The 13,361-nt window shown below is 73.2% G+C and carries 10 protein-coding genes; 8 read left to right on the top strand and 2 right to left on the bottom strand.

Translation table 11 applies throughout. The annotated features are described in order from the left end of the window. Positions 1-317: 317 nt before the first annotated feature. The 7 genes from AB0C78_RS02635 (at position 318) to AB0C78_RS02605 (ending at position 9,043) form a co-directional block, all read left to right on the top strand. A complete protein-coding gene (locus tag AB0C78_RS02635; protein WP_360740881.1) occupies positions 318-1,391 on the top strand; it encodes a hypothetical protein in 1,074 nt (357 codons plus the stop codon). Between the two features lie 117 nt (positions 1,392-1,508). Next, a complete protein-coding gene (locus tag AB0C78_RS02630; protein ID WP_360740879.1) occupies positions 1,509-3,059 on the top strand; it encodes a hypothetical protein in 1,551 nt (516 codons plus the stop codon). A 66-nt stretch (positions 3,060-3,125) separates the two neighbouring features. Beyond that, positions 3,126-3,272, top strand: a complete 147-nt coding sequence (locus AB0C78_RS02625; RefSeq protein ID WP_360740877.1) for a putative leader peptide — start codon at positions 3,126-3,128, stop codon at positions 3,270-3,272. Between the two features lie 332 nt (positions 3,273-3,604). Next, on the top strand, positions 3,605-5,446 hold the full coding sequence (locus AB0C78_RS02620; RefSeq protein ID WP_360740875.1) for a 2-oxoacid:acceptor oxidoreductase subunit alpha: 1,842 nt from the start codon (positions 3,605-3,607) through the stop codon (positions 5,444-5,446). Then, positions 5,439-6,524, top strand: coding sequence for a 2-oxoacid:ferredoxin oxidoreductase subunit beta (locus tag AB0C78_RS02615; protein ID WP_360740873.1), 1,086 nt, complete (start codon positions 5,439-5,441; stop codon positions 6,522-6,524). Before AB0C78_RS02620 ends, AB0C78_RS02615 begins: the two co-directional genes overlap by 8 nt. A 619-nt stretch (positions 6,525-7,143) precedes the next feature. Further along, positions 7,144-8,037, top strand: coding sequence for a hypothetical protein (locus AB0C78_RS02610; RefSeq protein WP_360740871.1), 894 nt, complete (start codon positions 7,144-7,146; stop codon positions 8,035-8,037). Between the two features lie 49 nt (positions 8,038-8,086). After that, positions 8,087-9,043, top strand: a complete 957-nt coding sequence (locus tag AB0C78_RS02605) for a LysR family transcriptional regulator (RefSeq protein ID WP_360740869.1) — start codon at positions 8,087-8,089, stop codon at positions 9,041-9,043. Here the strand turns inward: AB0C78_RS02605 and AB0C78_RS02600 are convergent. Together AB0C78_RS02600 and AB0C78_RS02595 are read right to left on the bottom strand one after the other, a co-directional pair. Further along, the gene (locus AB0C78_RS02600) at positions 9,040-9,867 is read right to left on the bottom strand and encodes a YceI family protein (RefSeq protein WP_360740867.1); all 828 of its coding nucleotides are present in this window, start codon (positions 9,865-9,867) and stop codon (positions 9,040-9,042) included. The genes AB0C78_RS02605 and AB0C78_RS02600 overlap by 4 nt on opposite strands. Before the next feature lie 80 nt (positions 9,868-9,947). After that, positions 9,948-12,584 carry an MFS transporter gene (locus tag AB0C78_RS02595; protein ID WP_360740865.1) on the bottom strand — a complete coding sequence of 879 codons (2,637 nt, stop codon included), beginning with the start codon at positions 12,582-12,584 and terminating at the stop codon, positions 9,948-9,950. A gap of 119 nt (positions 12,585-12,703) precedes the next feature. Between AB0C78_RS02595 and AB0C78_RS02590 the strand changes: the two genes are divergently transcribed. Further along, positions 12,704-13,315: a TetR family transcriptional regulator gene (locus tag AB0C78_RS02590; RefSeq protein ID WP_360740863.1), complete on the top strand. Its 612-nt coding sequence runs from the start codon at positions 12,704-12,706 to the stop codon at positions 13,313-13,315. The last annotated feature ends 46 nt before the right edge of the window (positions 13,316-13,361 follow it).

Below are 13,361 nucleotides of genomic sequence, written 5' to 3'. Positions count from 1 at the left end.
CGTTTTGCTGCACACTAGGGAATGCATTGGGGTCAGTTGACCTGGAAGGACGTGACCGGATGAGCAACCCTCCGCCGAACCCGGGCTGGGAGAACCCGGGTGGTGCCTCCTGGCCGCCTCCGCCGCCGCCTGCGGGGCCCGGCGGTTCCCCTGGTCCGGGCGGCCCCGGCTACCCGGGTGGCCAGGGCGTTCCTGGCGCTCCGGGCGGTCCCGGCGCGCCGCCGCCCCCCGGCGGGTACGGCGGCCCCGGCGGCCCGGGTACCCCGCCGCCGTTCTTCCCGCCGCCCCCCGGCCCCACCGGGCCGATGGGTCCCGGCATGCCGCCGCCCAAGCGCAGCAGCGGCCCGCTGATCGCGGCGCTCGTCGGCGGCGCCGTCGTGGTGATCCTCCTCATCGGCGTCGTCGTGTTCGTGGTGGCGGCCAACGGCGGCGGCAAGTCGCCCGAGGAGAAGCTGAAGGCCGCGGCCGACTCCATGGCCGCCGAGCGCGTCGTCGGGCTGAAGGGCGACTTCGGCGGCGGCGCCGACAACATCGAGGGCCAGCTCGACGTGACCAAGGGCGGCCGCGCGACCGGCCCGGTCACCTGGAACAGCGACAGCGTCACGCTGCTGTCGGCCGACGGCAAGCTGTTCCTGAAGGCCGACGCCTCGTACTGGCGCGACCAGATCGAGAGCACCGAGGGCACGCCGTACTACCTCGGCAGCGGGCAGCAGTGGGGCCGGCTGAGCGCCGACAAGCTCGACATCGACTTCAAGCAGGAGCTGTCGCCGACCGCGCTCGCGGCCAAGCTGCGCGCCGCGGCGACCGCCAAGGTCAAGCCGCTGAAGACGACCTGGGCCGGCAAGAAGGCGCTGAAGTTCACCACCTTCACCTCGACGCTCTACATCACCGACGCCGACGACGCGCAGCTGCTGCGCTACGAGGCGACGACGCCGCGGGTGGCGCTGGACGTGACGCCGAAGTCCTCGTCCGAGGCGTCCACGGTGATCTCCACCATGCGGACCAGCATGGGCGACCTGAAGAACTCGTTCGACGCGTCGGCGCGCCCCTCGGTCGACGAGTGGAAGAAGGGCGGCTGCAACAGCAACTCCGGCTGCACCGTCGAGGCCAAGATCCGCCCGCCGTACGGGGCGTCCACCCCGGTGACGGTCGACGTCCGGTTCAACATCACGGCCGGCACGCTGACCGGCAAGGACCTCGGCAACTGCACCGACACGATCACGATGAACGACACGAGCTCGGTGTGGGCCAGCTGCCGGATCGCGACCGCGGCGTGGCAGAGCTGGGCCAAGTCCACCGGCGGCACCTTCTACAAGCACGCGCAGTACAAGGTGATCGGCGCCACTCCGTCGGAGGTCGCCTCGCTGCAGAGCGGGCTCGACAGCGAGTGAGCCCGCAGGTCGGGGCGGGCGGCGCGGAGGCCGGCCGCCCCGGCCGATGTGGCGTTATGCCCGGCGATGCACGGTTTCCGGTCCGGCCGCTCGCATCGTCGGGCATCCTTATGGCTTGTGAGCGCTGATCAGGACGACCCTTCTCCGGAGTCCGAACCTGCCCGGCCCGCACCGGACGACGTCCTCGTCGCCGGCGGCCCGCCCCGGACCGCACCCGCCACGCCGCCGCCCTCGCCGGCCGCGTCGCCGCAGGCGCCCGGCGCCACCGCGCCGGACGGCCTCCCGCACCACGGCCCGGGCGCCGGCATGCCCGCACAGGACCCGGGAACGCCCGGCATGCCCGGGTTCCCGGGGACGCCCGGCCCGCCCGGCGCCCCCGGAATGCCGCTGCCGCCCGGGATGCCGCTGCCGCCCGGAATCGGGGGGCCGCCGCCGCGCGGCGGGCGGTTCAGGAAGCGGCTGGTGACCGGCGCGGGCGTCGCCGTGGTCGTGGCGGCCGCCGCGACCGTCGCCGTGGTGTTCATCTCCGACGACGACGGGGCCGGCAAGGCGCGCCCGAAGCCGTCGGCCACGGCGCCCTCGGCGTGGGCGCTGGAGGCGGGACGGCAGCTCACGTCCGGGCCCGGCTTCCGCTACCAGGGCACGCTCACCGCCGCGAACGGCCGCCCCGTCCAGGCCGACCTGCAGGTCACGACGGCGGGATCGGCGATCGGCACGCTCGCGGCGGGTCCGCTGAGCGCCGAGGTCGTCGCGGTCGGCGGCGACACCTACGTCAGGGCCGGCCTGCAGTTCTGGCGCGAGTACGCGGGCGAGAGCGCCCACCCCGACAACTACGCGGGCCGCTGGTCGAAGGCGCCCGCGTCCGTCCCCGGCTTCGACGTCCCGGACGTGCTCGGCGCGCAGGCGATCGCGAAGCTGCTCACCAAGGCGCCGGCGAAGCCGCCCATCGAGACCGTGAACGGCGTCCGCGCCTACAAGATCAGGACGTCGGGGGCGAACTACCTGGTGTCGGCCGCGGCGCCGTACCGGCTGCTCGCCGTGCAGGCGGCCGGGGCCGACGCCGCCCGGTTCAGCGTCGCCGACCTGCCGAACCCCGCCGCGCTGTTCGCCCGGCTGCGGCCGCGGGTGAAGGCGCTCGCGGGCGCCGCCGACCCGAACCTGCACTTCGACCCGGGCAAGCTCACCTTCGTCAACTGCGACCAGAACACGGCGGGATGCACGGTGCGCGTCCCGGCGACCCTGTCGTCGCCGGACACGGTGCCGGACGGCGCGCGCGCCGCGCTGCGCGCGTCGATCACCACCCGCGGCACGGCGCTCGGCTCCTGCACCTCGTCCGCGCCGGTGCCGTCCGACCGGTCGTTCGTGCTGACCTGCACCGTCGCCGGGCGGGCCTGGCGGACGTGGGTGAAGTCGGCGCTCGACCACCCCGGCTCCTACCCGTACTCGGCGCAGGCCCGGGTGATCGGCGAGGCGCTCACCGCCGCGGACGTCCGGTCGCTGCTCGCCAAGCTCGACAAGGAGCGGAGCGCCGTGGTGAAGAGCACACTGTCCGGCGCCCCCGGCGGCGCGACCGGCACCCCGGGCACCGGCGCGAGCGGCGCGCCGGCGCAGACCGGCGCCCCCACCGGGCCCCGCGCGGCCGGGACGGGCGGCACCGCCCGGCCGTGAACCCCCTGCCGAGGGCGCGGGGGCCGGTTGAACAGAACGAAATTCAGCCTGTCTACACTGCGGGCTGTGAACTCCGTGCCCTCGGGGAGCGACGGCTCCCCGGCCCATCCCGCCAGGCTGGTCAGGCGGCTGCACGTCGACCTGTGCCGGCTGGCCAGCGCCCTGTGTTCAGCGGTGAACCCGGGGACCCGTCCGGCTCGTAGCACCGGTTAGGACCTGCCCGAATCCGGCCGGGACGCGTGATCTCCCACCCGAGGTGATAACCCTTGATGTACGGGGTCATGACCTCCCTGACGGCGGGATGTCGCACATGACGGGCGGAGCGACGGCCGCGGTCTGCGCCTCTCAGACCACGGCCACCACCAGCGGAGAGCGAACGGCGGACGGCACCGGGCCGCACGCCGGGCGCCGCCGTACCGCTGAGCGGCCCGATCCCCGAGACCAGCATTCCATCCCGGACATACCATGAAGGTAAGCCTTAGTAGCATCACGATCCTGGGTGCCTCCCCCAGGACGGGTGCTGCGCGTCGAGGAGGTCTTCCTCTGTGACCAAACAGGTCCAGCAGCTCGACCGCGTCATCATCCGCTTCGCCGGGGACTCCGGTGACGGGATGCAGTTGACCGGCGACCGCTTCACCCAGGAGACGGCGGCGTTCGGCAACGACTTGTCGACCCTGCCGAACTTCCCGGCCGAGATCCGCGCCCCCGCCGGGACCCTCCCCGGCGTGTCCAGTTTCCAGTTGCACTTCGCCGACCACGACATCCTCACGCCGGGCGACGCGCCCGACGTGCTGGTCGCGATGAACCCGGCCGCCCTCAAGGCCAACCTCGGGGACCTGCCCCGCGGGGCGGACCTGATCGTCAACACCGACGAGTTCACCAAGCGCAACCTCGCCAAGGTCGGCTACGCCGCCAGCCCCGTCGAGGACGGCTCGCTCGACGAGTACCGGGTGCACGCGCTGCCGCTCACCTCGATGACGGTGACGGCCCTGGAGGGCTACGACATCTCCAAGAAGGACGCCGAGCGCGCGAAGAACATGTTCGCGCTCGGGCTCCTGTCGTGGCTCTACCACCGGCCCACCGAGGGGACGGTCGGCTTCCTCGAGCGCAAGTTCGCCAAGAAGCCCGAGATCATGAAGGCGAACATCGCCGCGTTCCAGGCGGGCTGGAGCTACGGCGAGACCACCGAGGCGTTCTCGGTGCAGTACGAGGTCAAGCCGGCCGAGCACGACGCCGGCCTCTACCGCAACATCACCGGCAACGCCGCGCTGTCCCTCGGCATCGTCGCCGCGGGCGTGCAGAGCGGCCTGCCCGTCTACCTCGGCTCGTACCCGATCACCCCGGCGTCCGACATCCTGCACGAGCTGTCCAAGCACAAGCGGTTCGGCGTCCGGACGTTCCAGGCCGAGGACGAGATCGCCGCGGTCGGCGCGGCGCTCGGCGCCTCGTTCGGCGGGTCGCTCGGCGTCACCACCACGTCGGGGCCGGGCATCGCGCTGAAGAGCGAGACGATCGGCCTGGCCGTCGCGACGGAGCTGCCGCTGCTGGTCATCGACGTGCAGCGGGCCGGGCCGTCCACCGGCATGCCGACCAAGACCGAGCAGGCCGACCTGATGCAGGCCATGTACGGCCGCAACGGCGAGGCGCCGGTCCCGGTCATCGCGCCGCAGTCCCCCTCGGACTGCTTCGACGCGGCGCTGGAGGCGGCCCGCATCGCGGTGAAGTACCGGACCCCCGTCATCCTGCTGTCCGACGGCTACCTCGCCAACGGCTCCGAGCCGTGGAAGCTGCCGGACGTGGCGGCGCTGCCGAAGATCGAGCCGAACTTCGCGGCCCCGTCCGAGGAGGCGTTCGAGCCGTTCCGGCGCGACCCGGAGACCCTGGCCCGCCCGTGGGCGGTGCCGGGCACCGCCGGGCTGGAGCACCGGATCGGCGGCCTGGAGAAGGCCGACGTCACCGGCAACATCTCCTACGACCCGGCGAACCACGACACGATGGTCCGGCTCCGCCAGGCCAAGGTCGACGGCATCGCGAACGACATCGCGCCGCTCGCGGTCGACGACCCGTCCGGCAAGGCACGCGTCCTGGTCATGGGCTGGGGCGGCACCTACGGCGCGATCTCCGCGGCGGTCCGGCGCGTCCGGGCGGAGGGCCGCGACGTGGCGCAGGCGCACCTGCGGCACCTCAACCCGTTCCCCGCGAACCTGCCGGAGGTGCTGCGCTCCTACGACAAGGTCGTCGTCCCGGAGATCAACCTCGGCCAGCTGTCGATGCTGCTGCGCGGCCGGCTGCTGATCGACGTGATCGGCTACAACCAGGTCCGGGGCCTGCCGTTCAAGGCGGAGGAGCTGCAGGACGTCATCCAGGAAGTGATCGACAGTGAGTGACACCAACGGAAACGGCGCCGTGAACGGGAACGGGAACGGGAAGAGCCTGCTGTCGCTGGTCCCCAAGGCCGACGCGAAGCAGACGATGAAGGACTTCAAGACCGACCAGGAGGTGCGCTGGTGCCCCGGGTGCGGTGACTACGCGATCCTCGCGGCCGTCCAGTCCTTCCTGCCCGAGCTCGGGCTGCGCCGCGAGAACATCACGTTCATCTCCGGCATCGGCTGCTCGTCCCGGTTCCCGTACTACATGAACACCTACGGGTTCCACTCGATCCACGGCCGCGCGCCCGCGATCGCGACGGGCCTCGCCACGTCCCGCCCCGACCTGTCGGTGTGGGTCGTCACCGGTGACGGCGACTCGCTGTCCATCGGCGGCAACCACCTGATCCACGCGCTGCGCCGCAACGTCAACCTGAAGATCCTGCTGTTCAACAACCGGATCTACGGGCTGACCAAGGGCCAGTACTCGCCCACCTCCGAGACCGGCAAGATCACCAAGTCGACGCCGATGGGCTCGCTGGACGCGCCGTTCAACCCGCTGTCGCTGGCGATCGGCGCGGAGGGCAGCTTCGTCGCCCGCACCATCGACTCCGACCGCAAGCACCTGCAGTCGGTGCTGCGCGCCGCCGCCGAGCACCGCGGCACCGCGCTGGTCGAGATCTACCAGAACTGCAACATCTTCAACGACGGCGCGTTCGACCCGCTGAAGGACGCCGCCGTCCGCGACGACATCACGATCCGCCTCGAGCACGGCGAGCCGATCGTCTTCGGCGCCGACCGGCAGAAGGCCCTGCGCCGGACGCCGTCGGGCTCGTTCGAGGTGGTGAACGTGGCCGACGTCCCCGCGTCGGACATCGCGGTGCACGACGCTCACAACCCCGACCCGTCGATGGCGTTCGCGCTGTCGCGGCTCGACCAGCCGGCGTTCGAGCACACGCCGATCGGCATCTTCCGCAACGTCGACCGCCCGTCGTACGACGAGCTGATGCGCGCCCAGGTCGAGGAGGCCGTCGAGAAGCAGGGCGCGGGCGACCTCGCCGCGCTCCTCGCCGGCGGCGACACCTGGCGCATCGGCTAAGGCGCCGTCCGCGTTCCGGAAAGCCCGTCCCCGCATGCTCGCGGGGACGGGCTTTCCGCGCTTTGGAACCGCGCGGACGGGGCAGTGTTCATCACGGGATGAGCATTCGGCGATCGTTGGCCGGGTTCGGCCGCGACACGATGCGGGACACCGTCTCATCCTGAAAGACTGTCGGAGATCTTGTCAGCCCGGGGAGGTGACGATGCGGGTCGTTCCGCGCCGCAACAAGGGTCGTCGGCAGGCCGAGGACACCGCCCCGCCCGCTCCGCCCCCGGCCGCCGCCCCGGACCGCCCGCTCACCTGGCCGCCCCCGCCCGCCCCGCTCCTCGCCCCGTCCGAGCGCTCCGCCCCGCAGAACGCGTCAGACGAGGCGACACAGACGCAGGACGCCACGTCCCCTGAGCGGACCGCGCCGCTAGAGCAAGCCGCCGCACCCGAGCAGGCCACGCCGCGCGAGCAGCCTCAGCGAGGCGCATCTGCGGAACAGACCACGCCGCTGGGGCAAGCCGCCGCAGCCGAGCAGGCCACGCGGCCTGAGCCCGCCACGGCACCGATGCCGTCGGTCTCACCAGAGCAGGGCCAGCCGCCGGGGCCGGGCGCACCAGGACCGGGCGAGCCTATGCCGTTCGGGCGGGGCGAGGCGGTGCCGTCGCCTGCTCATGCGCTGGGGCAGGACGACCTGGGGCGGACGCCGACCGAGCCGGTGCCCGGTCCCACGCTGATCCCTGAGCCGGAGGCGGAGCCGGAGGCGCAGCCGCCCGGCCCGGCGCGGGCGGTGGGGTTCTCGCTGCACGGACGGGCCGAAACGGCGCCGGTGCGCGGTCCGGAACGGACGACGGCCCTGCTCCAGACGCCCGAGGTCCCGGAGGCGGACCGGCGGCGCCGGGCCCGCGCCGAGCAGCGGCGCCGCGCGGCGGCCGAGACCAAGCGCAGCCGCGCCGCGCGCCGCCAGGGCCTGGAGTACCGGGAACGGCCCGTCCCGGAGCCGGTCCGCGCCGCCGACCAGCACCGGTCCGCGCTGGTCATCATGGTGCTGACGCTCGGGCTGCTGATCGCCGCGGTCGCGGTGACCGGCGGCATGATCGCGTCGTCGATGCGGACGCAGCCGGTGACGCTGGCCGCGCCGCTGCACGTGTACCCGGTGACGCAGGCGATGCCGGGGCAGTGCCCGGCCGGGACGCCGGGGATCACCGGGCAGGCCGCCACCGGCGTGACGTGCTACCGGCTCGCGCAGGGCATCGCGATCCACAAGGTCGCCGACCTGCGGGTGCAGAAGTCGCGCGGGACGTCCACCGGCTACGACGTGGCGCTCACGCTGCGGCCCGTGGACCGGCACGCGTTCGCGCGGCTGACCGGCGCGACCGTGGGCCGCGACCTGGCGTTCGTGGTGCGCGACCGGCTGGTCACCCTGCCGCGCGTCGACATGCCGATCCGGGACGGGAAGGTCGTGGTGACCGGCTCGCCGACCCGGGCCGCCGCGAAGACCCTCGTCCGTGAGCTCAAGGGGCGCTGACCGGCCCGCGCTTTGGCCCGTCCGGCGGTCGTCGGGCAGGCTGGACGGCGTGGACCTGGATCTCGCGCAGGTGCGGGCGTTCGTCGCGACCGCCGAACACCTGCATTTCGGGCGCGCGGCGGGCGAGCTGTTCCTCACCCAGCAGGCGCTGTCGAAGCGGGTCGCGCGGCTGGAGGACGTCCTCGGCGTGCGGCTGTTCGACCGCACCGGGCATTCGGTGCGGCTGACGGCGGCGGGCGAGCGGTTCCTGGAGCCGGCGCGGCGCGCGCTCGCGGCGGCGGACGACGCGATCATGGCGGCGCGCCGCGACGACCGGCCGCTGCGCCTGGACGTGTGGGGCCACCTGTTCGACCCGATGCGGACGATCCGCCGGGTCGTGGCGCGCCGCCCCGACCTGCCGATCGAGCCGAACCTGAAGCGCGGCCTGTCCGAGGTCGTGACAGCGCTGCGGCGCGGTGACGGCGATGCGGGCTTCGGCCGCGTCCACGCCTTGGACGAGCCGCTGCCGGACGGCCTCGCGCACCGGCTGGTGCGGCTGGCGCCGATGGCGGCGGTGATGGGCGAGGCGCATCCGCTGGCGGGCGCGGAGGCGCTGCGCCCCGCCGACCTCGCCGGGACGACGGTGTGGTTCCCCGCCGAGATCGGGAAACTCGACTTCCTCGACCGGTTCCTCGCCGAGTTCGGGCTGTCCGGCGAGTTCGGCGGGGTCAACCTGGGGCTGGACTACTTCCTCGACCATCTGCGCGAGGAGCCCGGGCACGTGTCGCTGCTCCCGGCGGACGTGGCGGTGCCCGCGGACGTCCGGTCGGTGCCGCTGACCGACCCCGTCCCGCTGTACTCGTGGTCGCTGATCTGGCGGGCCCGCGAGCAGCATCCGGTGCTGCGGTCGCTGCTCGCGGAGTTCGCGGCGGCGGCGCGGGAGCACGGCTGGCTGGAGTACGACCCCGCCGTGCACTGGCTCCCGGCCACCGAGCTGGACGCCCGCCCCGTTCCCCGCCCGGGTTAGGCCTGCGGGAGCTCGGTCCCCTGGACGGCCTGGATCTCCAGTTCGACCTTGAGGCTCTCGCCGACCATCGCGATCCCCGCCTCCAGGATCTGGTTGTAGCGGATCGCGAAGTCGGTGCGGCGCAGCTCCGCGGTCGCGCGGAACGCGGCGCGCGTCCCGCCCCACGGGTCGCCGCCGCTGCCGAGGAACAGCATGTCGAGGTCGACGGGCTGGGTGATCCCGTTGAGGGTGAGCTGGCCGTGGACGGTCCAGCGGTCCGGGCCGGCCGCGGTCAGGCCCTCGCCCTCGTAGGTGATCACCGGGTTCTCGTCGACGTTCAGGAAGTCCGCCGAGCGCAGGTGGTCGTCGCGGAGCTTGTTGCCGGTCTCGATGGACGCCGCCTCGATCCGGGCCGTCACCCGGGACGCCTCCACCGGCTCGGCGATCTCGATGCTGCCCTCGAACGCGGCGAACCGGCCGCGCACGCTGGACAGCCCGAGGTGCTGCGCGACCGCGCCGACGTTGGAGTGCGCCGGGTCGATCGTCCACGGGCCGGGCGGCGGCAGCTCGGTGCCGCCCGCGCGGGCCAGCACCAGCGTGCCGAGGTCCGCGGTGCCGGAGCCGTGCACGATCAGCGTCGACGCCGCCGGCTGGAACCCCATCGCCGTGACGATCACCGTGTAGGTGCCGGCGGGCAGCGGACCGGCGGCGAGCACGCCGTCCTCCCCGGTCTGCTCCCGCGCGACCTGCCGGCCCGCCAGGTCCGTGACCGTGACGATGGCGTGCCGCACCGCCCAGCCGTCCTTGGTCCGCACCGATCCGCGCAGACCGCGCCTGTCATCCATCAACGACCCGCACTTCCGTTCCGTGGCTCGTGTGATTGCGTCGGCCGGGGCCGCCCGGTCGGGCGGCCCCGGGATCGGCCCTACTCGTCGGGGTAGCCGAGCTTCAGGTCGTGGTCGTCCAGGCCGCCGCCGGCCAGCGACAGCCCGGTCGCGACCGGCGGGTAGCCGGACGCGATCACGGTGTACTGGCCGCCGGTCAGGTCGGTGAACGCGTACTCCCCGTCCGGGCCGGTGATCGCCATCGCGACGACGTTGCCGGCCGCGTCGACCAGCGTGACGCGGGCGTCGCCGACCGGCTCGCCGGCCTCGTTGCGGACCGTTCCGCGGACCCGGGCGCCCGCCGGCATCTCGACGTCCAGCCGGGTCTGCCCGCCGCCCGCGACCTCGACCGGCAGCGCGACCGGGCGGTGCGCCGCGGCGCTGACGGCGAGCGTGTACGCGCCGGTGACGACGTCCTTGAAGGCGTACTGGCCGGACGCGTCGGTGCGGCCGGTGCCGACGACCTCGCCGCGCACGTCGGTGACGACGACCATCGCGTTCGCGATCGGGCTGCCGTCGGCGCTGCGGACCGTCCCGCCGAGGCCGCCGTTGCCGGCCAGCATCAGGTCGAAGTCGACCGGCCGGTCGCCGACGACGAGGGTCGCGGCCTGCGGCTCGTGCTCGCCGGTCGCGGCGATCAGCACGTAGGTGCCGGGGCCGGGGGTCGGCAGCGCGTACCGGCCGTCGTCCTGCGTGATCGCGCGGCCGAGCTGGTGCCCGTCCACGCCGATCAGCGTCAGCGCGGCGGACGGGACGGGCGCGCCGTCGCCGGCGCGGACCACGCCGCGGACGGGGACGCCGCCCCGGCCCTGCTGCATGAGGCCGTCCTGCGCGAACGCGTTCTGCTGCGCGAGGAGCCGGGCCTGCGCGGCCGGGTCGGCCGCCGGGGACCCGCCGGGAGCCGCGGCCGCGCCGTTGGACGGCAGGCCGTTCGCGGGCATTTCGTTCATCGACATCTCCTTGGGAACCGCACCTGCCCCGACCGACGCCAGCTGCTGCTCCGCGGCGGCCTGCTCGAATCCGCGGGCGTGCCTGCCGACGGCCGTGGCGCCGTTGGGGGCCACCGGCGCGGACGGCGGTGCGTCCGGCGGCGTGGTGCCCTGCCGGGCGTTCCGCCCCGTGCCGGCCTTGCCGCGCAGCGGCAGCTCCTTCATCGCGATCACCGTAACGAGGCCGATGACCGCCACCGGCACGCCGAACAGGAACACCTTCTCCAGCGACTCGGTGAACGCCGTCAGCACGATCGACTTGAACGGCTCCGGCAGATGGTGCACCTGGTCGGGGGTGCCGAGCGAGCCGCCGCCCTTCGGCATCGCGATGTGCGCCTTGCGCAGCCCCTTGGCGATCTCGCCGGGCAGCTGGTTGTTGAGGATCGCGCCGAACGCGGCGACGCCGATCGCGCCGCCGAGGTTGCGGAAGAACGAGACACCGGACGTGGTGGACGCCAGGTCCTCCATCTTCGCGGCGTTCTGCGCGGCGAGGATCAGGATCTGCATGGTGAGGCCGAGCCCGACGCCGAGCAGCGCGACGTCCCCGCCGATCTCGACCTTGGACGAGTCGACGTGCAGCCGGGACAGCAGGTACAGCCCGCCGCCCACGCAGATCAGGCCGATCACCGGGTAGATCTTGTACTTGCCGGTCCGGGTGACGAGCTGGCCGGACCCGATGGAGGCGATCAGCATGCCGACCACCAGCGGCAGCGTCATCAGGCCGGACGCGGTGGGGCTCAGTCCCTTGACGATCTGCAGGTACTGCGGCATGTAGATCATGACGCCGAACATCGCCATGCCGACGCAGAGCGAGCCGAGCGAGGACAGCACGAACGTCGGGTTGCGGAACAGCCGCGGCGGCAGGATCGGCTGCCGCGCGGCGCGCTCGGCGAACACGGCCGCGACCACGAGCAGGACCGTGATCCCGCCGAGCGCGTACGTCCAGTCGGAGGCCCACTCGAACTGGTTGCCGCCCATGGACAGCAGCAGCATCAGCGCGGTCGCGGCGCCGGTGATGGTGAACGCGCCCATGATGTCGATCCGGGTGTCGCGCTTCACCTTCGGCAGCTTGAGCACCTTCTGGATCACCGCGAAGGCGATGACGGCGAGCGGGACGCAGACGTAGAAGCACCAGCGCCAGCCGAGCCCGTCGGCGTCGACGATGAACCCGCCGAGCAGGGGGCCGGCGACGGTGGCGACGCCGAACACGGCGCCGATGTACCCGGAGTAGCGGCCGCGCTGGCGGGGCTCGACGATGTCGCCGAGGATGACCTGCGCCAGCGCGGACAGCCCGCCGGCGCCGAGGCCCTGGACGGCGCGGGCCGCGATCAGCATGCCGATGTTCTGGGACAGCCCGCCCGCCACGGACGCGACCACGAAGATCAGGAGCGCGGTCTGGAAGGAGAGCTTGCGGCCGATGATGTCGGAGATCTTGCCCCACAGCGGGGTCGAGGCCGTCATCGTCAGCAGCGTGGCGCTGGCCACCCAGGACAGCTGGTCCTGGCCGCCGAGGTCCCCGACGATGGTCGGCAGGGCCGTGCTGACCACCGTGGACGAGATCATCGACGTCAGCAGCGCCATCATCAGGCCGGAGAGGATCTCCAGGATCTGGCGGTGCGTGTACTGCGGTCTCGCTTGCTCTGGCGCCACCGGCCCGGCCGACGGCGCCACGCTCGCTTGAGCCACCATGCCCCCATGGAACGTAATTACCTGTGTTTTGCATATATGCTATGTACACGCTTGTTTACTTGCAACTCGGGGGATACTGGGGCGATTCGGTGATCCACACGGGGACGGGTCGGGATTCGATGACGGGCGTCGAGCAGGCCGAGCAGCGCGAACACCGCAAACGCGACCGGGAGGCGACCCGGCGCCGCATCCTGGACGCCGCGCGCGACCTGTTCGGCGAGCACGGCTACGACGGCGTCACCGTCCGCATGATCGCCTCCGCCGCCGACGCCAACACCGCCCTGGTCAACCGGTACTTCGGCTCCAAGGCCGCGCTGTTCGGCGAGGTCCTCGCCGGCGAGTCCGCGCTGCGCGGCGTCATCGCCGGCGACCCCGCCGGGCTGCCCCGCCGGCTCGCCGAGCACTTCGTCCGGCAGATCGCGCAGCACCCGCCGACCCCGATGACCCGGATGATCGACCGCTCCGCCGGCAGCCCCGAGGTCAGGCAGGCCCTGCTCGGCTACCTCGAAGAGGTGATCGTCGAGCCGCTCGTCGCGCAGCTCGACGGCCCGAACCCGCGCGCCCGCGCGCTGCTCGCGTCCACGATCATCATGGGCGGCGGGCCCGTCCGCCGCCTGCTCGGCCTCAACGACCTGCGCAGCGCCGACCCGGCGGAACTCGCCGACCGCCTCACCGCCATGTTCACCGCGGCCCTCTCCCCCTGCTCCCCGGACCGGCCCGGCTCCGCCTAGACACGCCCGAACCCCGGCGCGCGACCCGGTGCCGCCCACGCCCCAG

This window comes from Actinomadura sp. NPDC048394 (assembly GCF_040651755.1).
GTDB classification, from domain to species: Bacteria; Actinomycetota; Actinomycetes; order Streptosporangiales; family Streptosporangiaceae; genus Spirillospora; species Spirillospora montaniterrae.
This window is presented reverse-complemented; position numbering and strand designations above follow the sequence as displayed.

What these genes read in the sequence shown, in the direction of transcription:
- AB0C78_RS02595 (WP_360740865.1), bottom strand. Translation starts at nt 12,584, where the DNA reads ATGGTGGCTCAAGCGAGCGTGGCGCCGTCGGCCGGGCCGGTGGCGCCA.
- AB0C78_RS02590 (WP_360740863.1), top strand. Translation starts at nt 12,704, where the DNA reads ATGACGGGCGTCGAGCAGGCCGAGCAGCGCGAACACCGCAAACGCGAC.
- AB0C78_RS02610 (WP_360740871.1), top strand. Translation starts at nt 7,144, where the DNA reads ATGCCGTTCGGGCGGGGCGAGGCGGTGCCGTCGCCTGCTCATGCGCTG.
- AB0C78_RS02635 (WP_360740881.1), top strand. Translation starts at nt 318, where the DNA reads ATGCCGCCGCCCAAGCGCAGCAGCGGCCCGCTGATCGCGGCGCTCGTC.
- AB0C78_RS02600 (WP_360740867.1), bottom strand. Translation starts at nt 9,867, where the DNA reads ATGGATGACAGGCGCGGTCTGCGCGGATCGGTGCGGACCAAGGACGGC.